Annotated in this window: 16 protein-coding genes, 2 tRNA genes and 3 rRNA genes; 3 read left to right on the top strand and 18 right to left on the bottom strand. The window is 67.5% G+C overall.

Annotated elements, in window-relative coordinates; genetic code table 11:
* Window positions 1-5: 5 nt before the first annotated feature.
* The 3 genes from hutI to hutH are packed head-to-tail and all read right to left on the bottom strand — an operon-like array spanning window position 6 to window position 4,361.
* Window positions 6-1,172 (bottom strand): imidazolonepropionase, encoded by a 1,167-nt coding sequence (gene hutI, locus AB1285_RS01220; protein ID WP_370428575.1) that lies wholly within the window; start codon window positions 1,170-1,172, stop codon window positions 6-8.
* Window positions 1,169-2,827: a urocanate hydratase gene (gene hutU / locus AB1285_RS01215; RefSeq protein ID WP_370428574.1), complete on the bottom strand. Its 1,659-nt coding sequence runs from the start codon at window positions 2,825-2,827 to the stop codon at window positions 1,169-1,171. Before hutU ends, hutI begins: the two co-directional genes overlap by 4 nt.
* Entirely contained in the window at window positions 2,820-4,361 is a 1,542-nt protein-coding gene (gene hutH / locus AB1285_RS01210) for a histidine ammonia-lyase (protein WP_370428573.1), read from the bottom strand. The genes hutU and hutH overlap by 8 nt, the downstream gene beginning before the upstream one ends.
* Window positions 4,362-4,455: 94 nt before the next feature.
* Between hutH and AB1285_RS01205 the strand changes: the two genes are divergently transcribed.
* The gene (locus tag AB1285_RS01205; RefSeq protein WP_232089255.1) at window positions 4,456-5,193 is read left to right on the top strand and encodes an IclR family transcriptional regulator; all 738 of its coding nucleotides are present in this window, start codon (window positions 4,456-4,458) and stop codon (window positions 5,191-5,193) included.
* A gap of 80 nt (window positions 5,194-5,273) precedes the next feature.
* Here the strand turns inward: AB1285_RS01205 and rrf are convergent.
* From rrf to AB1285_RS01160, 9 genes are all read right to left on the bottom strand, one after another.
* Window positions 5,274-5,390, bottom strand: a 5S ribosomal RNA gene (gene rrf / locus AB1285_RS01200).
* A 111-nt stretch (window positions 5,391-5,501) separates the two neighbouring features.
* A 23S ribosomal RNA gene (locus AB1285_RS01195) occupies window positions 5,502-8,604 on the bottom strand.
* 415 nt (window positions 8,605-9,019) lie between these two features.
* Window positions 9,020-10,544, bottom strand: a 16S ribosomal RNA gene (locus AB1285_RS01190).
* The 16S, 23S and 5S rRNA genes sit together here, the layout of an rRNA operon.
* Before the next feature lie 456 nt (window positions 10,545-11,000).
* Window positions 11,001-12,389 (bottom strand): MFS transporter, encoded by a 1,389-nt coding sequence (locus AB1285_RS01185; protein WP_370429138.1) that lies wholly within the window; start codon window positions 12,387-12,389, stop codon window positions 11,001-11,003.
* A gap of 42 nt (window positions 12,390-12,431) precedes the next feature.
* A complete protein-coding gene (locus tag AB1285_RS01180; protein ID WP_370429139.1) occupies window positions 12,432-13,643 on the bottom strand; it encodes an alpha-hydroxy acid oxidase in 1,212 nt (403 codons plus the stop codon).
* A 153-nt stretch (window positions 13,644-13,796) separates the two neighbouring features.
* Window positions 13,797-14,525: a GntR family transcriptional regulator gene (locus AB1285_RS01175; protein WP_370429140.1), complete on the bottom strand. Its 729-nt coding sequence runs from the start codon at window positions 14,523-14,525 to the stop codon at window positions 13,797-13,799.
* A gap of 138 nt (window positions 14,526-14,663) precedes the next feature.
* Window positions 14,664-14,736: transfer RNA gene (locus AB1285_RS01170), tRNA-Ala, on the bottom strand.
* A 92-nt stretch (window positions 14,737-14,828) separates the two neighbouring features.
* Window positions 14,829-14,919, bottom strand: a tRNA-Ser gene (locus AB1285_RS01165).
* 45 nt (window positions 14,920-14,964) lie between these two features.
* Window positions 14,965-16,011 (bottom strand): hypothetical protein, encoded by a 1,047-nt coding sequence (locus AB1285_RS01160; RefSeq protein ID WP_370429141.1) that lies wholly within the window; start codon window positions 16,009-16,011, stop codon window positions 14,965-14,967.
* 176 nt (window positions 16,012-16,187) lie between these two features.
* Here AB1285_RS01160 and AB1285_RS01155 point away from each other — a divergent pair, with 176 nt between their 5' ends.
* On the top strand, window positions 16,188-16,970 hold the full coding sequence (locus AB1285_RS01155) for a hypothetical protein (RefSeq protein WP_370429142.1): 783 nt from the start codon (window positions 16,188-16,190) through the stop codon (window positions 16,968-16,970).
* 3 nt (window positions 16,971-16,973) lie between these two features.
* Here the strand turns inward: AB1285_RS01155 and cydC are convergent, their stop codons facing one another.
* The 5 genes from cydC to AB1285_RS01130 are packed head-to-tail and all read right to left on the bottom strand — an operon-like array spanning window position 16,974 to window position 23,412.
* On the bottom strand, window positions 16,974-18,641 hold the full coding sequence (cydC, locus tag AB1285_RS01150; RefSeq protein ID WP_370429143.1) for a thiol reductant ABC exporter subunit CydC: 1,668 nt from the start codon (window positions 18,639-18,641) through the stop codon (window positions 16,974-16,976).
* Window positions 18,638-20,296 (bottom strand): thiol reductant ABC exporter subunit CydD, encoded by a 1,659-nt coding sequence (gene cydD, locus AB1285_RS01145; protein ID WP_187662431.1) that lies wholly within the window; start codon window positions 20,294-20,296, stop codon window positions 18,638-18,640. The genes cydC and cydD overlap by 4 nt, the downstream gene beginning before the upstream one ends.
* On the bottom strand, window positions 20,293-21,321 hold the full coding sequence (gene cydB, locus AB1285_RS01140; RefSeq protein ID WP_187662432.1) for a cytochrome d ubiquinol oxidase subunit II: 1,029 nt from the start codon (window positions 21,319-21,321) through the stop codon (window positions 20,293-20,295). Before cydB ends, cydD begins: the two co-directional genes overlap by 4 nt.
* Before the next feature lie 14 nt (window positions 21,322-21,335).
* The gene (locus tag AB1285_RS01135) at window positions 21,336-22,751 is read right to left on the bottom strand and encodes a cytochrome ubiquinol oxidase subunit I (protein WP_363590456.1); all 1,416 of its coding nucleotides are present in this window, start codon (window positions 22,749-22,751) and stop codon (window positions 21,336-21,338) included.
* The gene (locus tag AB1285_RS01130) at window positions 22,738-23,412 is read right to left on the bottom strand and encodes a helix-turn-helix transcriptional regulator (protein ID WP_187662434.1); all 675 of its coding nucleotides are present in this window, start codon (window positions 23,410-23,412) and stop codon (window positions 22,738-22,740) included. Before AB1285_RS01130 ends, AB1285_RS01135 begins: the two co-directional genes overlap by 14 nt.
* A gap of 100 nt (window positions 23,413-23,512) precedes the next feature.
* Between AB1285_RS01130 and radA the strand changes: the two genes are divergently transcribed.
* Window positions 23,513-24,880 (top strand): DNA repair protein RadA, encoded by a 1,368-nt coding sequence (radA, locus tag AB1285_RS01125; protein ID WP_187662435.1) that lies wholly within the window; start codon window positions 23,513-23,515, stop codon window positions 24,878-24,880.
* A gap of 18 nt (window positions 24,881-24,898) precedes the next feature.
* Here radA and AB1285_RS01120 read toward each other — a convergent pair whose 3' ends face one another.
* Complete coding sequence (locus AB1285_RS01120; RefSeq protein WP_187662436.1) at window positions 24,899-25,318, bottom strand: dehydrogenase; 420 nt, start codon at window positions 25,316-25,318, stop codon at window positions 24,899-24,901.
* Window positions 25,319-25,434: the final 116 nt, after the last annotated feature.

Below are 25,434 nucleotides of genomic sequence, written 5' to 3'. Positions count from 1 at the left end.
GACGGTCAGACGACGGCCGTCCCGCCCTTCCAGACGCGCTGCACCAGCGGCACCCCCGGCCGGTACGCGAGGTGCACGCGAGAGGGGGCGTCGAGCAGCACGAGGTCGGCGCGCGCACCGGGGGCGATCCGGCCGATGTCGTCGCGCCGGAGCGCGCGCGCCCCGCCGGCCGTGGCGGCCCAGACCGCCTCCGCCGTGGTCATACCCATGTCGCGCACGGCGATGGCGATGCAGAAGGCCATCGACGACGTGAAGCTCGACCCCGGGTTCGTGTCGCACGCGAGCGCCACGGTCACCCCCGCGTCCAGCAGCCCGCGGGCGTCCGGATAGGGCTGACGCGTGGAGAACTCCACACCGGGGAGCAGCGTGAGCACCGTGTCCGACGCGGCGAGCGCGGCGACGTCCGCGTCGGTGAGGTAGGTACCGTGATCCACGGAGGCGGCCCCGAGCTCGACCGCCATCCGCACGCCATCGCCCGGGCCGAGCTGGCTCGCATGCACGCGAGGAGCGAGACCCCGGGCGATGCCCGCCTCCAGGATCCGCCGCGACTGCGCCACCGTGAAGGCGCCGGTCTCGCAGAACACGTCGATCCACCGGGAGTGCGGGGCGCAGGCGTCGAGCATCGGCCCGACGACGAGGTCGACGTAGGCATCGGGATCGTCAGCGTACTCGACCGGCACCACGTGCGCCCCGAGGAAGGTGACCTCCGACGTCACCTCGGCGGCGAGGCGCACGAGGCGCTCCTCCTCCGCGACGGCGAGACCGTAGCCGCTCTTGATCTCGACCGTGGTGGTGCCCTGCGTCCGCAGCTCCTCGATGAAGCCACGCAGCCGGCTCCGCAGCTCGTCGTCGCTCGCCGCCCGGGTCGCCTGCACCGTCGAGCGGATGCCGCCCGCCGCGTACCGCTGCCCCGCCATGCGCGCCTCGAACTCCGCCGCGCGATCGCCTCCGAAGACGAGGTGACTGTGGCTGTCGACGAATCCGGGGATCACGGCCCTCCCCCGGGCGTCCACGACCTCGTCGGCGGCGGGGGCTCCCGCGGACGGACCGACCCACACGATCCGCTCGCCGTCGATCAGCACGGCGGCGTCTCTGAGCGTGCCGCTCGGATCGCCCTCGGCGGCGACATTGGTCGTCAGCTCCCCGATCCCGGTGATGAGGGTGGTCGTCACAGCATCGGCACCTTCAGTCCGCGGTCGCGCGCGACCTCCCTGGCGTGTTCGTAACCGGCGTCCGCATGCCGCATGACGCCGGTTCCCGGGTCGTTGGTCAGCACGCGCGCGAGTTTCTCCGCGGCGAGTGCCGAACCGTCCGCCACCGTCACCTGCCCGGCATGGATCGAGCGGCCGATCCCCACCCCGCCGCCGTGGTGCAGCGACACCCATGAGGCCCCGGAGGCGGTGTTGAGGAGGGCGTTGAGCAGCGGCCAGTCGGCGATCGCGTCGGAGCCGTCCTTCATGGCCTCGGTCTCCCGGTACGGGGACGCGACGGACCCGGAGTCCAGATGATCGCGGCCGATGACGATCGGTGCGGAGAGCTCTCCCGACGCGACCATCTCGTTGAACTTCAGCCCGGCGAGGTGCCGCTCCTGGTAGCCGAGCCAGCAGATGCGCGCCGGCAGCCCCTCGAAGTGGACGGCCGACCCCGCCTTGTCGAGCCAGCGGTGCAGCGCGGCGTCCTCGGGGAAGAGCTCGGCGATCGCACGGTCCGTCTTGAAGATGTCCTCCGGGTCTCCGGAGAGCGCCACCCAGCGGAACGGTCCTCGCCCTTCCTCGAACTGCGGGCGGATGTAGGCGGGGACGAAGCCCGGGAACGCGAACGCCCGGTCGAAGCCCCCGAGCTGCGCCTCCGCGCGGATCGAGTTGCCGTAGTCGAAGACCGCCGCCCCCGCGTCCTGGAAGCCGACCATCGCGGCGACGTGGGCGGCCATGGACTCCCTCGACCGCCGGGTGAACTCCTCCGGATCGCGCGCGGCCTCCGCCTTCCAGCGGGACACGTCGATGCCGATCGGCAGGTAGGCGAGCGGGTCATGGGCGCTGGTCTGGTCGGTCACGACGTCGATCGGCACGCCCCGGCGCAGGAGCTCGGGGAAGATCTCCGCGGCATTGCCCACGACGCCGACCGAGAGGGCGTGACCGGCGTCCTTCGCCGCCACGACCCGCGCCACCGCCGCGTCGAGGTCGGTGGTGTACTCGTCGAGGTACCGGTGCTCGACGCGGCGGGCCAGCCGCGTCTCGTCGACGTCCACGATCAGGACCGCGCCCTCGTTGAGGGTCACCGCGAGAGGCTGCGCGCCGCCCATCCCGCCCGCACCGGCGGTCAGCGTCAGCGTCCCCCGCAGGGAATCCCGCCCGAGCGAGCGAGCGACCGCGGCGAACGTCTCGTACGTCCCCTGCAGGATGCCCTGCGTGCCGATGTAGATCCAGGAGCCGGCGGTCATCTGGCCGTACATCGTCAGCCCGAGCTCCTCCAGGCGGCGGAACTCCGGCCAAGTCGCCCAGTCACCGACGAGGTTCGAGTTGGCGATGAGCACGCGCGGTGCCCACTCATGGGTGCGGAACACCCCTACCGGCTTCCCGGACTGGACCAGGAGCGTCTCATCCGGCTCCAACTCGTCGAGCGTGCGGACGATCGCCTCGTACGCCGCCCAGTTGCGCGCCGCCTTGCCCGTCCCGCCGTAGACGACGAGATCCTCCGGGTGCTCGGCGACCTCGGGATCGAGGTTGTTCATGAGCATGCGCTTGGCCGCTTCCGCGCCCCAGCTCTTCGCGGTGCGCTCGGCACCTCGGGCTGCGCGTACCGTACGCGCTGCGGTGTCCTCAGTCATGCATGTGCTCCTTTGCGACACGGGCGACGGCGCCCGACTGGACGAGGGCGGTCACAGCCTCCATCTCGGGCGAGAGGTGGCGGTCAGGTCCGGGGCCTGCGGCGACGGTGCGCACGAGGTCGCGCACGGCTCCCGTCGCCGGGCCCGCCTGCAGCGGCGCGCGCAGGTCGAGCGCACGGGCCGCGGTGAGGATCTCGATCGCGAGGACCCGCGAGAGGCCGTCGACCGCGCGCCGCAGCTTCCGCGCCGCGGCCCAGCCCATCGAGACGTGGTCCTCCTGCATCGCCGAGGACGGGATGGAGTCCACCGAGGCCGGAACCGCGAGGCGCTTGAGCTCCGAGACGATGCCGGCCGCCGCATACTGCGCGATCATCAGACCGGAGTCGACGCCGACCTCCGCCGCCAGGAACGGCGGGAGCCCGTGGCTGCGGGCCGGGTCCAGCGCCCGGTCGGTGCGGCGCTCGGACACGGAGGCGACGTCGGCGATGGAGATCGCCAGGAAGTCGAGGACGGCGGCGACCGGCGCCCCGTGGAAGTTGCCGTTGGACTCGATGCGCCCATCGAAGGTGATGATGGGGTTGTCGATCACGCTGGAGAGCTCGCGTTCCGCGATCATCGCGGCGTGCCCGAGCGTGTCACGTGCGGCGCCGTGCACCTGCGGCGAGCAGCGCAGCGAGTACGCGTCCTGGACACGGCCGTCTTCCGGGCCCTTGTGGCTCGCGACCATCGGCGAGCCGGCGAGCAGCGCCCGGAGGTGGCCGGCGGAGACCGCCTGGCCCGCCTGCGGACGCAGCGCCATGAGGTCGGCGGCGAACACGGCGTCGGTGCCGAGCTGCGACTCGACCGACATCGCCGCCGCCACGTCCGCCGTGAGCAGCAGCGTCTCGAGGTCGTGGAGCGCGAGCACCAGGGTACCGAGCATGCCGTCCGTGCCGTTGATGAGGGCCAGCCCCTCCTTCTCGACGAGGGTAAGCGGAGCGAGGCCGGCCGCGGCGAGGGCGTCGGCCGCGTCGACGAGACGCCCGGCGGCGTCGCGCACTTCGCCCTCCCCCATCGCCGCGAGGGCGATGTGGGCGAGCGGGGCGAGATCTCCGGAGCACCCCAGTGACCCGTACTCGCGGACCACGGGGACGATGCCCGCGTTGAGCAGCGCGGCGTAGGTCTCGACCACGACAGGACGCACGCCCGTGCGCCCCGAGGCGAGCGTCTGGAGGCGCAGCAGCTGGAGCCCGCGGACCACCTCCCGCTCGACCTCGGCGCCGGTCCCCGCGGCATGGGAGCGGATGAGGCTCGCCTGCAACTGCAGTCGCCGCTCAGGAGCGATGAAAGTCGTCGCCAGCGCGCCGAAGCCGGTGGACACCCCGTAGTGCGGGTGCGGGTCCGCGGCGAGGCCGTCGATCACACGGCGGCTCTCGGCGACCCTCGCCAGCGCGGCGGGATCCACCCGGACGGGCACGTCATGCCGGACCACGCGGACGACCTCCGCCGGGGAGAGAGGGGCGGCGCCGACGATGACAGGGGCAGGATCGCTCATGTCTCGATTCCACACCCGCCGGGTCGACGCGCACGCGGCTTCGTGGCAACCTGTGTCTGTGATCCCAGACATCCCCGAGACCGATGAAGCCCAGGTGCCTGCCGCGGCGCAGACCCTGCGCATCCTCAGCTACCTGGCGGGTCGGCCGGCACCGGTCGCGGCGTCCGCGATCGCCCGCGAGCTGATGCTTCCGCGATCGACGGTCTATCACCTGCTGCGCACGCTCGCCGCCCATGGCTTCGTCCTGCACCTCCGTGAGGAGCGTCGATGGGGACTCGGCACGTCGGCCTTCGAGCTGGCAGGGGGCTATGCGCGGCAGCAACCGTTGGCACGGCTCGGCCGTCCGCTCATCGCCGCACTCTCCGACCATCTCGGGGAAAGCGCACACCTCGCGGTGATGAGCGGCGGCGATGTGCTCTACATCGTCGAGGAACGGGCGCCGCGACGCCCGGCACTGGTGACCGACGTGGGCGTGCGCCTCCCGGCGCATCTGACCGCAACGGGACGCGCGATGCTCGCCGCGCTCCCCCGCGAACAGGTGCGGGCGCTGTATCCGGATGCTTCCGCATTCTCCGACCGCACAGGGCGCGGTCCTCGCAGGCCCGGCGAACTGCGCGAACTCCTCCGCGAAGTCCGCGTCCGCGAGTATGCGACCGAGGACGGTGAGGTCGCGGACGGACTGCGCTCCGTGGGCGCAGTGGTGCGGGACGCTGCGGGATGGCCGGTCGCCGCCGTGGCGGTCACCTGGGCCGACGACGACGGCAGGGAATCTGCGCTGGCGAAAGCGGTACGCGAGACCGCGGCGACGCTCGAGGCACGCCTGGCGCGCTGAGTCCGTCCTGCGGGCCGCGGAGCGATCGTGTTAACGCAAGAAGGCCACCCAGCATTGGGTGGCCTTCTTGTCTAAAAGGAGTCCGGCGGTGTCCTACTCTCCCACAGGGTCCCCCCTGCAGTACCATCGGCGCTGTGAGGCTTAGCTTCCGGGTTCGGAATGTGACCGGGCGTTTCCCTCACGCTATGGCCGCCGAAACACTATTGATGTTTCAATCAAACCTAAAGCAATGATGAATCATTGTTGAAGGTAGTTCTCGACCGTACATCGAGAACCACTCAGTGGACGCAAGCACCAACAAACGGTGTGTTATCAAGTCATCGGCTTATTAGTACCAGTCAGCTGCACACGTTACCGTGCTTCCACATCTGGCCTATCAACCCAGTAGTCTGGCTGGGAGCCTCTCACCCGAAGGTATGGAAGTCTCATCTTGAGGCCGGCTTCCCGCTTAGATGCTTTCAGCGGTTATCCATCCCGAACGTAGCTAATCAGCGGTGCTCCTGGCGGAACAACTGACACACCAGAGGTTCGTCCAACCCGGTCCTCTCGTACTAGGGTCAGATCCTCTCAAACTTCCTACGCGCGCAGCGGATAGGGACCGAACTGTCTCACGACGTTCTAAACCCAGCTCGCGTACCGCTTTAATGGGCGAACAGCCCAACCCTTGGGACCTACTCCAGCCCCAGGATGCGACGAGCCGACATCGAGGTGCCAAACCATGCCGTCGATATGGACTCTTGGGCAAGATCAGCCTGTTATCCCCGAGGTACCTTTTATCCGTTGAGCGACAGCGCTTCCACAAGCCACTGCCGGATCACTAGTCCCGACTTTCGTCCCTGCTCGACCTGTCAGTCTCACAGTCAAGCTCCCTTGTGCACTTACACTCGCCACCTGATTGCCAACCAGGTTGAGGGAACCTTTGGGCGCCTCCGTTACTTTTTGGGAGGCAACCGCCCCAGTTAAACTACCCACCAGGCACTGTCCCTGAACCGGATTACGGTTCGAAGTTAGATATCCAGAGTGACCAGAGTGGTATTTCAACAATGACTCCACGGTAACTGGCGTCACCGCTTCAAAGTCTCCCACCTATCCTACACAAGCCACACCGAACACCAATACCAAGCTGTAGTAAAGGTCACGGGGTCTTTCCGTCCTGCTGCGCGTAACGAGCATCTTTACTCGTAATGCAATTTCGCCGAGTTCGCGGTTGAGACAGTTGGGAAGTCGTTACGCCATTCGTGCAGGTCGGAACTTACCCGACAAGGAATTTCGCTACCTTAGGATGGTTATAGTTACCACCGCCGTTTACTGGGGCTTAAATTCTCAGCTTCGCCTTGCGGCTAACCGGTCCTCTTAACCTTCCAGCACCGGGCAGGCGTCAGTCCGTATACATCGTCTTGCGACTTGGCACGGACCTGTGTTTTTAGTAAACAGTCGCTACCCACTAGTCTCTGCGGCCTCCAAACGCTTTCGGAGCACGTCCTAATACGTCGAAGGCCCCCCTTCTCCCGAAGTTACGGGGGCATTTTGCCGAGTTCCTTAACCACGATTCTCTCGATCTCCTTGGTATTCTCTACCTGACCACCTGAGTCGGTTTGGGGTACGGGCGGCTAGAACCTCGCGTCGATGCTTTTCTCGGCAGCATAGGATCATCCACTTTTTATCCGCATCGTGTCTCAGCCTGTATGAGTCGCGGATTTGCCTACGACTCGGCCTACGCACTTGCACCAGGACAACCATCGCCTGGCTTGGACTACCTTCCTGCGTCACACCTGTTAATACGCTAACCGCACCAGCATGGGGTCACGTGCTCCCCTCCACGGTGTCACCCGAAGGTGACGATGTGAAGGCTCGGACGTTTAGCACCACTGGATTAGCTTGGGCGGTTCTTCGCCGGTACGGGAATATCAACCCGTTGTCCATCGACTACGCCTGTCGGCCTCGCCTTAGGTCCCGACTTACCCAGGGAAGATTAGCTTGACCCTGGAACCCTTGGTCTTTCGGAGGACGTGTTTCTCACACGTCATTCGCTACTCATGCCTGCATTCTCACTCGTGTAGCCTCCACGGCTGGTTTCCACCGCCGCTTCGCTGGCCACACGACGCTCTCCTACCCATCAACACGGCTGGACCACGAAGGCCTACCAATAATGTCAATGCCACAACTTCGGTGGCGTGCTTGAGCCCCGTTACATTGTCGGCGCGGAATCACTTGACCAGTGAGCTATTACGCACTCTTTCAAGGGTGGCTGCTTCTAAGCCAACCTCCTGGTTGTCAGAGCAACTCCACATCCTTTCCCACTTAGCACGCGCTTTGGGACCTTAGTTGGTGGTCTGGGTTGTTTCCCTCTCGACTATGAAGCTTATCCCCCACAGTCTCACTGCTGCGCTCTCACTTACCGGCATTCGGAGTTTGGCTGACGTCAGTAACCTTGTAGGGCCCATCGGCCATCCAGTAGCTCTACCTCCGGCAAGAAACACGCAACGCTGCACCTAAATGCATTTCGGAGAGAACCAGCTATCACGAAGTTTGATTGGCCTTTCACCCCTATCCACAGCTCATCCCCTCAGTTTTCAACCTAAGTGGGTTCGGTCCTCCACGACGTCTTACCGTCGCTTCAACCTGGCCATGGATAGATCACTTCGCTTCGGGTCTAGGACATGCGACTGAATCGCCCTATTCAGACTCGCTTTCGCTACGGCTACCCCACACGGGTTAACCTCGCCACATATCGCTAACTCGCAGGCTCATTCTTCAAAAGGCACGCTGTCACACCTACCAGGGGTGCTCCAACGGTTTGTAAGCAAACGGTTTCAGGTACTATTTCACTCCCCTCCCGGGGTACTTTTCACCTTTCCCTCACGGTACTTGTCCGCTATCGGTCATCTGGGAGTATTTAGGCTTATCAGGTGGTCCTGACAGATTCACACGGGATTTCACGGGCCCCGTGCTACTTGGGATACTCTCCACGCCAGAACACGCATTTCGACTACGGGGTTGGCACCCTCTATGACCGGCCTTTCAAGACCGTTCGTCTATACGCTTCTGTAACGTCGCCAGCTCGGCAGAACTGACTGGTGAGTCCCACAACCCCGAATATGCAACTCCTGCCGGATATCACACACACTCGGTTTAGCCTGATCCGGTTTCGCTCGCCACTACTAACGGAATCGCGGTTGCTTTCTCTTCCTGTGGGTACTGAGATGTTTCACTTCCCCACGTTCCCTCTACCCGCCCTATATATTCAGGCGGGAGTCACTAGGTCGGCACGCCGCCCAGCGGGGTTTCCCCATTCGGACACCCTCGGATCAAAACTTGCTTATCAGTTCCCCGAGGCTTATCGCAGATTGCTACGTCCTTCTTCGGCTCCAGATGCCAAGGCATCCACCGTTTGCTCTTAAAGACTTGAAATCACATGAGTTTGAATCAAAAACTCGACCCCATCCGAAGATGGAATCAGAAATTGACTAATGATCTTTAAGATCATCTTGTGCAACCAGCTCGAAAGCCGGCTGCAAGATGCTCGCGTCCACTGTGTAGTTCTCAAAGTACGGGCGGAACCCCCATCCACCTGCCCCCACAGGGACAAACAGAAAGAGGTCCAGAGGTTCAGACCAGACCCCGAAGGATCCGCATCCGGTCCCTCAGGACCCAACAGCGTGCAGGCACCGGTCCCCTCACCCAGAACCTTCCAACCACCGAAGCGGCGTACTAGTCCCGAGATCAGATCTCGATGCCATGTCAAATGTTCCACCCATGAGCTCCCAGCGAAGAACGTATGCCTTCGATCTGGGTTCTGGACGCCGAAGCGTCAGATGCTCCTTAGAAAGGAGGTGATCCAGCCGCACCTTCCGGTACGGCTACCTTGTTACGACTTAGTCCTAATTACCGATCCCACCTTCGACGGCTCCCTCCACAAGGGTTAGGCCACCGGCTTCAGGTGTTACCGACTTTCATGACTTGACGGGCGGTGTGTACAAGACCCGGGAACGTATTCACCGCAGCGTTGCTGATCTGCGATTACTAGCGACTCCGACTTCATGAGGTCGAGTTGCAGACCTCAATCCGAACTGGGACCGGCTTTTTGGGATTCGCTCCACCTCACGGTATTGCAGCCCTTTGTACCGGCCATTGTAGCATGCGTGAAGCCCAAGACATAAGGGGCATGATGATTTGACGTCATCCCCACCTTCCTCCGAGTTGACCCCGGCAGTATCCCATGAGTTCCCACCATTACGTGCTGGCAACATAGAACGAGGGTTGCGCTCGTTGCGGGACTTAACCCAACATCTCACGACACGAGCTGACGACAACCATGCACCACCTGTTTACGAGTGTCCAAAGAGTTGACCATTTCTGGCCCGTTCTCGTATATGTCAAGCCTTGGTAAGGTTCTTCGCGTTGCATCGAATTAATCCGCATGCTCCGCCGCTTGTGCGGGTCCCCGTCAATTCCTTTGAGTTTTAGCCTTGCGGCCGTACTCCCCAGGCGGGGAACTTAATGCGTTAGCTGCGTCACGGAATCCGTGGAATGGACCCCACAACTAGTTCCCAACGTTTACGGGGTGGACTACCAGGGTATCTAAGCCTGTTTGCTCCCCACCCTTTCGCTCCTCAGCGTCAGTTACGGCCCAGAGATCTGCCTTCGCCATCGGTGTTCCTCCTGATATCTGCGCATTCCACCGCTACACCAGGAATTCCAATCTCCCCTACCGCACTCTAGTCTGCCCGTACCCACTGCAGGCCCGAGGTTGAGCCTCGGGATTTCACAGCAGACGCGACAAACCGCCTACGAGCTCTTTACGCCCAATAATTCCGGATAACGCTTGCGCCCTACGTATTACCGCGGCTGCTGGCACGTAGTTAGCCGGCGCTTTTTCTGCAGGTACCGTCACTTTCGCTTCTTCCCTGCTAAAAGAGGTTTACAACCCGAAGGCCGTCATCCCTCACGCGGCGTTGCTGCATCAGGCTTTCGCCCATTGTGCAATATTCCCCACTGCTGCCTCCCGTAGGAGTCTGGGCCGTGTCTCAGTCCCAGTGTGGCCGGTCACCCTCTCAGGCCGGCTACCCGTCGACGCCTTGGTGAGCCATTACCTCACCAACAAGCTGATAGGCCGCGAGCCCATCCCCAACCGAAAAATCTTTCCAAACGCAGACCATGCGGTCACGTCACATATCCAGTATTAGACGCCGTTTCCAGCGCTTATCCCAGAGTCAGGGGCAGGTTGCTCACGTGTTACTCACCCGTTCGCCACTGATCCCACAGAGCAAGCTCCGTGTTCACCGTTCGACTTGCATGTGTTAAGCACGCCGCCAGCGTTCATCCTGAGCCAGGATCAAACTCTCCGTAAAAAGAAATTGCATACGAACCGGGGAAAAACCGGAACGCAGCGAGTTTGATGCTGACCAAAGAGATAAATCATTGCTGACTATCCATTGCCAACCCCACAAGGAGGTTGGTCTTTGATCCAAAGGAATTCTCACCCAGCCAAAGCTAGACGAGGATAATTTGGCATTTGACAAGTGCACGCTGTTGAGTTCTCAAGGATCGGATGCTCCCACGACCCAGCCATCACGACCAGGCCCGCAGGGCAACTTCTCTATCTTACCGATCTCGTTTCCGTTGTCAAGTCCGAGTTTCTTCGGCCAGACCGTGGGAACGGATCAGCATCCTTCATCCTGTTCACTCAGTGAGTGTGTGGGATTCGGGAGGTGTTAGCTGCTTGACGGGAGCCGGTCCGAGGACCTCCGCTCAACCGTTTGGGGCGAACAGGTAATAACTTACGTGGGTTCCAGGCATCGGGCAAATCACCGCCGATTCCCGGGCGTGTCGCCTCCTCCCGCTCCGTCCGACACCCTCTCGGCCGATGCGATCACCGACGGACCGGACGCCTCCTCGGGCTGCAGGTCGCCGATGCGCTTCGGCGTCGCGACGACGGCCAGGAGCGACACGAGGCAGGCGGCGATGACGAACAGCACCACGAGCCAGAGCCCTCCCCCGGCGGCCACGACGAGCGCGGTGGCGATGAGCGGAGTCGGGCCGGCGACCAGCGCGCCATTGAGCTCCCGGGCCGTCGCGACGCCGGTGAAGCGGTACCGGGTCGGGAAGAGGTTCGTGAGGAAGGTCCCGGTGGACGCCGCGGTCGCACCCACGGCGATGACGCCGAGCGCCGTCATCCCGAGAGCAGCCAGCACCGGGTCGCCGGACTGCAGGGAGAGGAAGACCGGGTATGTGAGGACGATCCCGGCGACCGAGCCGAACATCACCACGCGCTTGGCCCCGAAGCGATCGACCGCGACGCCGCCGAGGACCGGAGCGAAGGCGGTGAGCAGTGAGGACACCAGGACCGCGATCAGCGCCTCGACCCGGGGCATCCCGACCGTCAGCGTGAGGTAGCTCAGCGCGAAGGCGCTCAGCACGTAGTTGGTCACGTTGTGCCCGCAGACGCTGAAGAAGCCGATGACGAGCTCGCGGGGGCTGCGGCGGAACAGCTCCGCCAAGGGCACCTTCGTCGCGGACTGCTCCGCGTTCGTCACCGCGTCCCGGTACTCGGGCGTCTCCTCGAGGCGACGACGGATCCAGAGCGCCAGGACGAACAGGACGGCGGAGATCAGGAACGGAATGCGCCAGGCCCCGCCGAGGAGCACGTCGCCGGGCAGCATCGAGGCGAAGGTGAAGGCCAGAGTCGCGAGGAACGCTCCACCAGGGGCGCCTGAGGTGACCAGTCCGATGACCCGCCCTCGGCGGCGCTCTGGCGCGTACTCGGCGACGAGCGTGAGCGCACCGGCGAGTTCCGCACCGGCGCCGAAGCCCTGGATGAAGCGGAACAGGATCAGCAGGATCGGCGCCGCCACCCCGATCGCCTCGGCAGTCGGGAGGAGCCCGATGCCCACGGTCGCGATCCCCATGAGCACGATGGTCAGGATCATCGCGGGCTTCCGGCCGACCCGGTCGCCGAGGTGGGAGATGATGAGGCCGCCGAGCGGCCGCACCACGAACCCGACGGCGAAGGTCGCGAAGGCGAGCATCGAGGCGGAGGCGGGGATGACGTCCGGGAAGAAGAGCGGGCCGATCACGAGGCCGGCGGCGGCGCCGTAGAGCGCGTAGTCGTACCACTCGATGAGCGTGCCGAAATAGGCTGCGGCGATCGCCCGCCTCGCCTGCGGGGTCATGGTGCGCTGCTGTTCGTTGGCCATGGGGTGTCCTTTCGTCATTGAAAAGTGCTGGCGTGGTCGTGGTTATCCGGTCGGTGCGAGGACCGTGGTCCCCCGGCCGCGTAGTTCAGCGGTCGTGCGCACGCCGAGAAGCTGCATCGTCGACAGGGTCTCGTTCGCCACGAGGTCGAGTGCTCGCTCCACCCCGATCCGTCCGCCTGCCATGAGGCCGTACATGTACCCCCGGCCGAGGAAGACGAAGTCGGCTCCGCACGCGATCGCGGCCACGACGTCGAGGCCGCTGCGGATGCCGGAGTCGAGGAGGATCGGGATGTCGTCGCCGACGGCGGCGCGCACCGCACCGACGACCTCGATGGGCGCGATCGCACGGTCGAGTTGGCGACCGCCGTGGTTGGAGACCCAGATGGCGTCCGCTCCGGCGTCGATGAAGCGCTCGGCGTCGATGGCGGAGAGCACGCCCTTCACGACGATCGGCCCGTCCCAGTTCCCCCGCAGCCAGCGCACGTCGTCCAAGGACAGCGCGGGATCGAACATGCTGCTGACCACGTCGGTGACGCTTCCGGATCGGGGCCCGAAGTTCGCCATGGCCGGTGCATCGTGTGCCAGCAGATCGAGCGACCACGCGGGATGCAGCGCCGACTGCACGGCGGTGCGCAGCGTCAGACGCGGCGGCATCGAGAGTCGGTTGCGGTCGTCGCGGTAGCGCTGCCCGGGCACCCGGGTGTCGACGGTCAGCACGAGGGTGTCGAAACCCGCCGCAGCAGCCCGCTCGATGAGGGCGAGCGACGCGGCACGATCCCGCCGCAGGTAGAGCTGGAACCATCGGCGCGCAGCGGGCGCCGCGTCGGCGACGTCCTCGATGCTCCGCGTGCCCATAGTGGAGAGCACGAACGGCACATCGCGGTTCGCAGCCGCGCGGACCCCGTCGGTCTCGCCGGCCGCGCGCATGAGGGCGGTGAGGCCGATGGGGGCGATGCCGATGGGCATCGCATGCTCGCGTCCCAGCAGGCGGGTGGTGAGCGACGCTCCGGCTGCGCTCTCCGTGACGGAGGGCACGAACCTCCGGCGGGCGAAGGCCGACTCGTTGTCTCGGGCGGCTTGCTCGGTCACCGCGGCACCCTCGACGTAGTCGAAGACGAATCCGGGCACGCGACGCTTCGCGAGCCGGCGGAGGTCGCCGAGGCTACGTGCCTCCGCCACGCGCGTCGCCTCGGTGGGAAGCGCCGGCGGAGCGAAGCTCAGCAGCTCGGTGAAGGTGCGGATGCGGCGTCGCAAAAGTCCTGGTTCCTCTCGGCAGCCCCGGGGCGGCCGGAGAGCCGACCGCGGTGTCGGCACCACCATAGCCACCAAATATCTCGGGCACAATAGCGATATGCCTCAGATATATCTGAGACGACCAGAGGGTCGCTCCTTCGCGACGAGCGCGGGTCAGGCTTCGAGGAATGCCTGGAGGACGAACTCCCGCAGCTCCACGAGGTGGCCGCGCATGGCCTCCTCGGCAGCCTGCGGATCGCCGGTGCGGATCGCCTCCAGCACCTGCTGGTGTCCGTTGTTCTCGACGTCCGAGTGGATTCGCGCATCGATCGCCGGGATCAGGTGATGACTCCGTGTCGTCTCGTCGAACAGGCCGCTCATGAGCGTCTTGGCCCGAGCGTTGCGCGCCGCGCCGAGGATGCACTCGTGGAAAGCGCGCGCCGCATCGGTCAGCTCCGCCGTGCCGGAGCCGCTGCGCTGCGCGTCCAGGATCGAGCTGAGCTCCTCGATGAAAGCCTCGTTGCCGTAGCGCGTCGCACCCGCCGCCATCGGCGGTTCGATGATCAGGCGCAGATCGAGCACCTCGCGCACCTCGTTGATGCCCAGCGGGCGGACGACGTATCCGCGCCGGGGAAGGGCGACGACGAGCCCCTCGACGACGAGGATCTGCAGGGCCTCGCGCACGGGCGTCTTCGACACCCCGAAGCGCGCGGCCAGCTCCGGTTCGATGACGACCTCGCCCGGGGCGAGCCGGGTGCGGACGATGTCGTCCCTGAGCGCCACATACACCTTCTGCGTGCGCGACAGCACGCGATCCCCCTCGCCGAGGGCCGCGGCACGGCGCCGGCTGTCGACGGCATGCGTGTGCAGGGTCGAGCCGGATTCGCTGGGCGTCGCGTCCATGTCCTCAGCCTAGGGGCACGGAATCGAACCCCCGCCGCTGCCGAGCGGTCTCGTCGCAGCGGTCGGTCCGGCCCAGCGCTTCAACGAAAGAACCTCGCCCTGCGAGATGCGGGGCGAGGCTCTTGCGTTCTGTTCCTGTGGACCTAAGGGGATTCGAACCCCTGACCTCCTCGATGCGAACGAGGCGCGCTACCAACTGCGCCATAGGCCCGTGAACGACATCTACGTTATCACGCTCGGGATAGCCGACAGGACGAAGGCCCCGCATCCCCGTCGTGTGAACGGGATTCGGGGCCTTCGTGGTGGCGGTGACGGTGGGATTTGAACCCACGGTAGGGGGTTACCCTACACAACTTTTCGAGAGTTGCACCTTCGGCCGCTCGGACACGTCACCGCGGATCAGTTTACGACACCGGGGCCGAGCGCGCGAATCGGCGGGTCACCAGGCGGTGGCGACCTCGGCGTGGGTGCGGAGGATGCCCTCCGTGGAGCCGGCGGGGGCGCGGCCGATGCCGCACTCCGTGGCGACGCCGAACTCCGGGGCGAACGAGACGGCGGCGGCGATCCGGCGACGCGCACCCTCCGCGCCGTCCTCCCGGTGCACGAGTCCGAGGTAGAGCTCCTCGACCGGGGTGAGCTCGGCGAGCGGAGCGAAGTAGGCCTCGTCGTCGTGACCGATCGGCACGGGAAGGTGCAGCCAGGTGAGCGGACGGTGGGCCGCGGCGATGACGGCGTTGGCGTAGCGGACGAGCGCGCCGGCGTCGGTCGGCTCGAAGAAGTGCTTCTCCCCCGCGTCGCCGTAACAGAGGTGCACGCCCACCTCGACGTCGTCCGGGACGGCGTCGACGAGGGCGGCCAGACGCGAGACGAGTCCGTCGAACGGGTCACCGGGCCACCACGCCTCCATGACGGCGCCGTAGCCGGAGGCCCCCTCGATGATGCCCATCTCGCTCGCGACGTCCCACTGCACGGCGAGGTCCCCGTGCGGGATCGCGGCGAGGGTCTCGTCGAGCTCGCGGAGTATCGCGGCGGTGTACACGGGCTCGATCGCGGCCCGGTCGTCGCCGTGGAAGAAGGAGGAGATGACGGCGAGCGGGGTGGGCAGCGACACCTGGAACCGGGTGCCCGCCGCGACTGCTCCCTCCTCACGCAGCCGGGCGAAGAGCCCGTACGACTCGATCGCCGCGGAGGCGTACCCGAGCGGAGGCAGTGCGATCGTCGCCGGGTCCACGCCCTCGGCGATGCGGAGGCCGCGGGCGTCGATGCCCGCGGGGAACGGGATGGGCTCTTCGCCGATCCGCTCGATGCCGTCCGCCTGGCCGATGACGTCGGGCTGGAATATGATCCAGTGGAACCGCTTGCCGACCTCGCCGTCCGGGATGCGGCGCAGGCGGTCGCCGAGCAGCTCCGCAGCGGTACGCATTGTGGTCTCGGCGTCGTCGAAGTTCACACTGCCCACGAGAAGGGCACCCTGGGGCTGCGTCATGCCCTCAGAATATCGCTCGCCGACCCACCCCCTTCCGGCCGGGCCACCCCTCTGCGTGCGGCCGGAAGGGGGTGGGACACACGCAAGGGGGCGGGTCGGCGAGGGGAGGTCGGGATTAGGATTGCCTAAGAACCCGCCGCCTCCGGGGGCAGAACGACGGGAAGGATGCAAGCAGCATGGGATTCATCACGTCTGCGGCGCTCGCCGAGACCGGATACGTGGTCCTCGATGACGAGACCACCCCGGTGGACCCGTCCGAGTGGCGTGACCTCGAGTACGTCGGCTGGCGCTCCTCCGGCATCACCCGCTTCGCACCCCTGACGAGCTACGCCGGCGACATCGACTGCAACGGCTTCTGGAACCACACACCCCCGCGCACCGACAAGGACGGCGTCTGGATCCCGGCGCAGGTCGCGATCGCCCCGACCCTGCAGCGCCGCGCCCTGGCCCCGGGCGCCGGCGTCGGCCGCTGCCGGGTCATCGAGCTCCAGCCCAACGACTACGCCGACGCGATCTACAACCTGCACCAGGACGACAACAACCGCCTCAACGAGCCGGGCACGGGCTGGGTGGTCCGCGGGTACTACAACCTCACCGATGACACCGACTCGATGCTCATCCTCCGCTCCGACCGGTTCGACCCGGCCACGGAGGTGCGGCTGCCGCTGCGCGCCGGCTCCCGGATCATCGTCGACACGCAGCGCTTCTGGCATGCCGTGTGGCATCGCGGGACAGGTCCCCGGTACGCGCTCATCACCTCCTGGACTAGCGGTCCCGAGCTCGACGCGTACATCGCCGCGCACCACGGCGACCCGCATCCGCCGACCGTCGACCTCGACCCGCGTCTGGTGGACGAGGCGCAGGTCGAGATGCACCGCCGGATCGAGGAGCGCCGTCGCGCGTTCGAGGCGCAGGGCATCGTGATGGAGCCGCCCGCCGACATGAACCTCGTCGGCTGAGGCTCAGACCGTCCGGCCGCCCTCGATCCGCACGACCCGGTCGACCGTCCCCGCGGGCGGTGCCACGTGCGAGATGAGCAGCACGGACTGCTCCCCCGTCGCCTGCAGCAGGTCGCGCAGCAGAGCGTCCGAGGCCTCGGGGTCGACGCCCGCCGTCGGCTCGTCCAGCACGAGCACCGGGAAGCCGCGGAGCAGCGCGCGAGCCAGGGCGATCCGCTGCGCCTGACCGCCGGACACCAGCGCACCGCGGTCACCCACCCGGGCGTCGAGACCCCCGCGCTCGCGGACCCACGCCGCGAGGCCCACACGGTCGAGCACGGCGAGGAGCTCGTCATCGGTGGCGGTATCCCTCGCGAAGAGCAGGTTCTGCCGCACGTCCTCGTCGAACAGCTGCGGCTGCTGCTCGCACAGACCGACGATGCGCCGCAGTGCCGGTCCGGACAGGGCCGCCGCGTCGAGGTCGCCGATCCGGTACTCGCCGTCCACGCGGAGGAAACCGACCAGTGCGGCCGCCAGCGAGCTCTTGCCCGCCCCGCTCGCTCCGGAGACGAGCACCCGCTCCCCGGGTGCGAGGTCGAGGTCCACGCCGGTCAACGCCGCCGCGCCTCCGGGCCAGTGCGCCGTGGCACCGCGCAGGACGAGGGCGGGCACACCCGCGACCTCGGCATCCTGCCCCGCGTCGGGCCGCAGCTCCGGCGGCATCCGTTCGGGCAGCACGTCCACGATGCGCTCCGCACTCGCGCGCACGCTCCGCCACGAGGCCGCGGCGATCGGCACGGCGCCGAACACCTCGAACACGACCATCGGCACGAGCACCGCGACCGCGAGCCACGGCGCATCGATCGCCCCCGTGTCGAGGCCCGGAGCCGCCACGGCGAGCGCCCACACGGATGCGGCCCCGGCCATCAGCGACACCACTCCGGCCGCGACGGCCTGCGCGAGCGACGCCCGACTGACCACGCGACGCAGCGCGGCGTCCGCGACGCGGATCCGCTCCCGCGCCTGCGCCTCCGCACCGAACGCGAGGAGCACGTCGAGACTGCCGAAGTAGTCGACGAGGGCCGCGGACACCTCGGCCCGACGCGCCGACACCGCGGCCTCCGCGCGGGAGCCGAAGATCCAGCCGAGCCCGACCGCCGCGAACGCGGCGACGAGGAGGCAGACCGCGAGGGTCAGCGCGGCGGGTGGCGAGACGAAGGCGAGGAAGCCCACCGCTCCGAGGGCGACGACGCCCGAGACCGCGAGCGGCTGCACGACCCGGAGCGGGAGGTTCTGCAGGTTCTCCACGTCGTCGACGAGCGCCGCGAGCACCTGCCCGCGGTCGGTCGCGCCGAGCCCCGCCGGCGAGAGCGGGATGAGGCGGCGCACCATGTCGGAGCGGGTCGTGGCGAGCTGCCGGAGCGCGGCGTCGTGACCGCTCAGCCGCTCCAGGTACCGCGTGACAGCCCGGGTCACGGCGAAGAACCGCACCCCGACGACCGCGATGGACAGCGGCACGAGGGAGTCGACGATCGACGCGCTCACGATCAGCCAGCCGCTCACCGCGAGAAGGCTCACTGCGGCGGCCGCCGACAGCACCCCCCAGATCAGCCCGGGGAGGAAGCGGCGGAGCGGCGGCTGCGCGAGCCGGAGCATGTCCCGGACCCGCTCGCTGCGCGTCGTCTCGGTCATGCGCTCACCCCGAGCGCCACGATCCGGTCGGCGATGTCCCTGGCCGAGCGGCGGTGCGAGACGAGGAGGATGGTCGCGCCGGCATCCGCCCGCGCGCGCAGCGACCGCCACAGCCGCTCCTCGGTGTCGGCGTCGAGGGCGCTGGAGGGCTCATCGAGCGCGAGCATCCGCTCCGGGGCACCGTCGTGGCGATACAGCGCCCTGGCCACCGCGACGCGCTGCGCCTGCCCTCCCGACAGCCCTGCGCCCTGCACGCCCAGCACGCGGTCGGCCTCGATCCCCTCCGCGCACGCGGCGTCGAGGGCCCGGCGCACGCGGGCGAGGTCGGGAGCCGCGTCGCCCAGAGCCACGTTCTCCGCGACCGTGCCGCGCATCAGCCCCGGCGTCTGGCCGGCCCAGGCGAGCCATTCCGACGGCGCGAGCTCGACGACGTCCCGTCCGTCCCAGGTCGCGGTCCCCGTGTAGTCCACCGCTCCGCGGAGGGCGGCGAGCAGACTCGACTTCCCGGAGCCGCTCGGTCCCTCGATCAGGGTCACCGTCCCCGGCTCCGCGACGAACGACACCGGCGGCAGGTCCCTCACCCGGAGCCCCTCAACCACGAGTCCGTGTGCCACCTGCACGACTCCGGCACGGCTGCCGGACGAGTCCACGGGGTTCGGTCGTGCATCCGTGTCCGGATCGTGCCGGCGCACCCCGCCGCGGTCCCGGTCGCGCGCCGCATCCAGCACATCGAACACGTCTTCCGTGGCCGCGACGCCCTCGGCCGCGGCGTGGAACTGCACGCCGACCTGACGGATGGGGAGGAAGGCCTCCGGGGCGAGCAGCAGCACGAAGAGCCCGACCTCCAGGCTCAGGTCTCCTGACAGCAGCCGGAAGCCGACCGCGACCGCGATGAGCGCGACCGCGAGCGACGACAGCAGCTCCATCGCGAACCCCGAGAGGAACGAGAACCGGAGCACCTTCATGGTCTCGCGGCGGTACTCGTCGGCGGTCACCTCGATGCGGTCGGCCGCCCGACGGTCCCGGCCGAACAGCCGCAGCGTCGACAGCCCCTGCACCGTGTCGGCGAAGCGGGCGGCGAGGTGCTGCAGCGTCTGCCACTGCTTCTTCTGCACCGTGCGGGTCGCGATGCCGATGAGGATGAGGAACAGCGGGATGAGCGGCAGGGTGATGACGGCGGTGAGCCCGCTCGGCCAGTCCTGCCACCACATGACCGCGACGAGCACGGGCGTCGCGATGACGGTGAGGACGAGCTGCGGGATGTACCGCGCGAAGTACGCGTCCAGGGCTTCCAGGCCGTGACCGGCGGTGACGGCGATCTGCGTCTGGTTCCGCTGAGCGAGCCAGCCCGGCCCGAGTCGCCCGACCGCTGCGACGAGCGCCGCGCGCAGCTGCATCCCGGTGCGGGCCGCGGCCTGCGTGCCCGCCGCATCGGACGCGGCGATGAGCAGGCCCCGCAGCAGCGCCGTCGCCAGCAGCCAGAGCAGGGTCGCGGTGACGTCGCGACCCGCGATGGCGCCGACCACCGCCTCGGTGAGCAGCCACGCGAAGGCGATCGTCACCGCGGTCTGGAAGACGCCGATCGCGGCCGACGCCAGGAGGAACCCCCGGGCGGCGGCCGCGTATCGGAGCAGCCTCGGATCGACGGGTTTCACGCGTGCGCCGGAGCCCCCTCGATCGACCGGCGGGTGACGCGCTTGCGGAACACCCAGTAGGTCCAGGTCTGGTACGCGATGACCAGCGGGAGGGCGATCAGCGCGGTCCAGCTCATGATCTGCAGCGTATACGGAGTGCTGGACGCGTTGGCGATCGTGAGGCTGAACGCCGGGTCGATCGTCGAGGGCATCACGAACGGGAAGAGGGCGGAGAACAGCATGACGACGGCGAACATGACCGTGAGCATGCCGGCGAAGAACGCCCACCCGTCGCGGCGGACGAGCGAGAAGCCGACCGCCGCGATCAGGCTGACCGCCGCGAGCGCGCCGGCTCCGATGACCAGCCAGAGCAGCGGCGCCTCACGGCCCATCGCGATCGCGACCGTCCAGACCACCGTCGCGGCTGCGACGAGGATCGTCGGGATGGCGGCCTTCTTCGCGAGCTTCCGGGCATCCTCGTGCACCTGGCCGTCCGTCTTCAGCGCGACGAACAGCACGCCGTGCAGGAAGAAGAGCAGCAGGGTCGTGACGCCGACCAGCAGCGCATACGGGTTCAGCAGCGAGAAGAAGCCGCCGACGTAGATGTGGTTCTCGTCGATCGCCACGCCCTGCACGATGTTGCCGAAAGCGACGCCCCAGAGCAGTGCCGGGACGACCGAGCCGATGACGATCATCCGGTCGAAGCCCTGCTTCCACTTCCGGCTCTCCCGCTGGTGGCGGTACTCGAACGAGACGCCGCGGAGGATGAGTGCCAGCAGGATGAGCAGCAGCGGCAGGTAGAACCCGCTGAACAGGGTGGCGTACCACTCGGGGAACGAGGCGAAGAGCGAGGCCCCGGCCACGATGACCCACGTCTCGTTGAGGTCCCACACGGGACCGATCGTGTTGATGACCTGCCGGCGGGAGACGTCGTCCTTGCCGAGGAACGGCAGCGACATGCCCACACCGAAGTCGAACCCGTCGAGGACGAAGTAGCCGACGAACAGGAAGGCGACCACCCAGAACCAGATCGTTGCGAGATCCATGATGCTCGTTCCTCTCAGTACACGACCGACGGCAGCTGAGCCGTCTCCTCATGGGGCTGTTCGTCGGTGTCCGGCCCCTTCTGGGCGGCCTTGACGATCAGCCGGACCTCGACGACGGCCAGCGCGGCGTAGATCGCGGTGAAGGCGATCAGCGAGATCAGGACCTCGAGTCCGCTCACCCCCGGCGAGACGCCGTCGCGGGTGGACATCAGACCGAACACGATCCACGGCTGTCGGCCCATCTCGGTGAACACCCAGCCCATGATGTTGGCGGCGAGCGCGAGCGGGAACGACCAGATCGCGACCTTCCACATCCACGGTGCGACCGGCTTCGTGGCCTTCTTGCGCGTGACCCAGAGGCCGGCGACGGCGACGAGGGCGGCGGCCATGCCGAGGCCGATCATCCAGCGGAACGACCAGTACGTGATCCACAGGACGGGGGCGAAGTCGGTGAGGCCGGTGCTCGCGTAGGTCTGGGCGTACTCGGCGTTCAGGTCGTTGATGCCGTGCACGCAAGCGTCGAGCGTGTGGGTCGACAGCAGCGACAGCAGGTACGGCACCCGGATCGAGAACAGCTCGGAGCTGCCGTCCGGCGTGCCCAGCGTGAAGATGCTGAAGGAGGCGTCGGCGCCGCAGACCGTGTTGAACGTCGCCTCGGCTGCGGCCATCTTCATCGGCTGCGCGGCGTACATCGCCAGGCCCAGCTGGTCACCGGTGAGCACGACGCCCGCCGTGGAGAAGATCATCGCCCAGAGGCCGAACTTCAGCGAGACGCGCATGGTGTCGAAGTGCTGCCCGCGGGCCAGGTGCCAGGCGGACACCGAGATGACGACACCGGCGGCGAACATGAGCGCGCCGAAGATGGTGTGCGGGAACGCGGCGAGGGCGACGGGGTTGGTCAGCAGCGCCCAGAAGTCGGTGAGCTCGGCGCGGTTGGTCACCTCGTTGTACGTGTAGCCGACCGGGTTCTGCATGAACGCGTTGGCGGCGATGATGAAGTACGCCGACAGGATGCTGCCGATCGAGACGCACCAGATGGTGGCGAGGTGGATCTTCTGCGGGAGCTTGTCCCAGCCGAAGATCCAGAGGCCGATGAAGGTCGCCTCGAAGAAGAACGCCAGCAGGCCCTCGAAGGCGAGCGGGGCGCCGAAGACGTCACCGACGAAGCGGGAGTAGTCCGACCAGTTCATCCCGAACTGGAACTCCTGCACGATGCCGGTGACGACCCCCATCGCGAAGTTGATGAGGAAGATCTTGCCGAAGAAGCGGGTGAGGTGCAGGTACTGGACCTTGGCCGTGCGCACCCACGCCGTCTGGAAGATGGCTGCGACGAGCGCCATGCCGATCGTCAGCGGGACGAAGAGGTAGTGGTAGACGGTCGTCAGCCCGAACTGCCATCGGGCCAGGGCGAGCGGATCAAGCCATTCCATGAGCGACTCCCGTTCTGTTCGACGCCTGCGCGGCGGTGTCGCGCAGCTGCACGGTGCATTCGGAGGGCAGCGCGGCCTCGCGCACGCACTCGGCTTCGAGCGGACCCCCCGCTTCTGCCAGGATGCCCTGCATCAGGCCGAGATGCACCTGGCACAGCATCGGGCGGTCCTCCGGCCGGCCGGCCGCGTGCGGGCACGGGCTCAGGTCGACGGTCAGCCCGCGGTCATCCACGACCGGCTCGAAACCGCTCTCCTCCAGGTGCTCGACGAGGGCGTCGAGCTGGTAGGTGGCGTCCCTCCCGAGGGCGCTTCCGGTGCCGGGAAGGACGCTGCGGAGGAGGTCGCCGCGACGGGCGGCGGCCTTGGCCTTGTTCCGCGCGACCGGGCTGGAGGCGTCGGGGGCGCCGGTGGCGGCACGGTACAGCGTTCGAGGACGGCCCCGGGTGGTGCGGTGCTCCACGGTCGGGATCACGTAGCCGCCCTCGATGAGCCGCTGGAGGTGCTCGCGCACCGTGTTCGGGTGGAGGCCGGTGGCCTCGCACAGGTCGCCGATCGCGAGTTCTCCGGAGGCACCGGAGTGCCCGGCCTCGAAGAGGAGGTGCAGGATGCGCACCCGGGAGTAGCTGGAGATCGGCCCGCAGACGGACCCGCCGTTGGACATGTCTCAATTATCGGCCGGGACCGGTGGCCGTCGGGGGAACCGGGCCGTGAATAATCGCCTGGTCGATAGGGATGTCTGATCCCGCCGATAGCCTGGGGGCATGGCCACCCGGAAACCCGCTCCCCCCGCGTACGTCTGCACCGAGTGCGGGTGGACGACGGCCAAGTGGGTCGGCCGCTGCGGGGAGTGCCAGCAGTGGGGCACGGTCCAGGAGCAGGCCGCGCAGACCGGGATCCTCCGTCGCGTGAACGCGCTCGCCCCGACCGCCGATCGCGCCGCACGACCGATCACGCAGATCACGACCCAGGACGCCCCGCGGCGCACGAGCGGCGTCGGCGAGTTCGACCGTGTGCTCGGCGGCGGCATCGTGCCGGGAGCCGCGATCCTCCTCAGCGGCGAGCCCGGCGTGGGCAAGTCGACCCTGCTGCTCGAGGTCGCCGCGCAAGCGGCGCGGAGCGGGCGACGGGTGCTGTACGCGAGCGCGGAGGAGTCGCCGGCCCAGGTGCGGCTGCGGGCGGAGCGGACGGGCGCGCTGCACGACGAGCTCTACCTCGCGAGCGAGACCGACCTCGCCACCATCCTCGGACACATCGACGAGGTGCAGCCGCAGCTCGTCATCGTCGACTCCGTGCAGACCGTGTCGTCGTCCCTCACCGACGGCGCGGCCGGTCAGCCCAGCCAGGTGCGGGAGGTCGCCGCGACCCTGATCCGGGTGGCGAAGGAGCGCGACCTGCCGATCATCATCGTCGGGCACGTGACCAAGGACGGCCAGGTCGCGGGGCCCCGGGTGCTGGAGCACCTCGTCGACGTCGTGTGCCACTTCGAGGGCGACCGGCAGACCTCGCTGCGCTTCATCCGGGCGCTGAAGAACCGCTTCGGCCCCACCGACGAGGTCGGCTGCTTCGAGATGACCGGAGACGGCATCGCCGAGGTCCCCGACCCGTCCGGTCTGTTCCTGTCGCAGGGCGCCTCCGAACCCGGGACCTGTGTGGCCATCTCCCTCGAGGGCCGTCGCGCTCTCCCGGTCGAGGTGCAGGCGCTCACCGTGCCGAGCAACGCCCCGAACCCCCGCCGCATCGTGCACGGCCTCGACTCCTCGCGGGTGGCCATGGTGCTGGCCATCCTCGAGCGCCGGGCGGGCGTGCCCACCGGCAGCCTCGACGTGTACGTGTCCACGGTCGGCGGCGTGCGGTTCACGGAGCCCGCGGCCGACCTCGCCATCGCGATCGCCGTCGCCGGATCCATCCAGATGATCTCGGTCCCGCGTACGGTCGCCGCCGTCGGCGAGCTCAGTCTCGCGGGTGAGGTGCGGCCGGTGACGCAGGCGGCGCAGCGGCGGTCCGAAGCCGCGCGACTCGGCTACGAGCAGGTCGTGGACGACCGTTCGAAGACGCTGCGTGCCGCGCTGGGAGACGTCAGGGCACGGAACAGCACCCGTCGGCCCGACCGGGACATCCCGCCGTTCTGAGCCGGAGCGCGGCTGAGGTCAGGCGTCGAGGGCCTTGAGCAGTTCCACCGGGTCGGCCTGCATCGGGTGCGGTCCTGCGATGTCGAGGAACACGGTCGTGATCGGGTGCGCGGAGAGGAACGCCCGCAGCCAGGTCGCGTCGTAGATGCCCACGCCGGGCGGCAGGTTCGCCGGCTTGTTCTTCGCGTCGCTGAACAGCAGGAGGGCGAGGTCACCCGAGTTCGGGTCGCGGTAGGTCCAGACCTCGCCGCTGTCGAGCGGGTTGTCGCGGGCGCCCGGCTTGATGAGCGGGACGACGGTGGTGCCGTGCCGCAGGGCGAGCGCGACTGCGGCGACGTCCTGCTTCTCGAGCGCGAGCGCGAGCGCTTCGGACCGGAAGTCCTCGGGGGCGGGCTTCTTCTTCGCGCTCTTCCCGGACTTCGCCTTCTTCGCTGCCATGCATCCAGCTTAGGCATCGGGGCGACGCGGCGGCGCCGGGGAAAGATTGGGGCCCTCTCGAGTCCTCCATTGGGGACTGGGGTACTCGAGAGGGCCCTCGGACTCTCGAGCGGCGG

Source organism: Microbacterium sp. NRRL B-14842 (assembly GCF_050470785.1).
The sequence above is the reverse complement of the archived record's forward strand: the minus strand, read 5'-3'. Positions and strand labels throughout refer to the sequence as shown.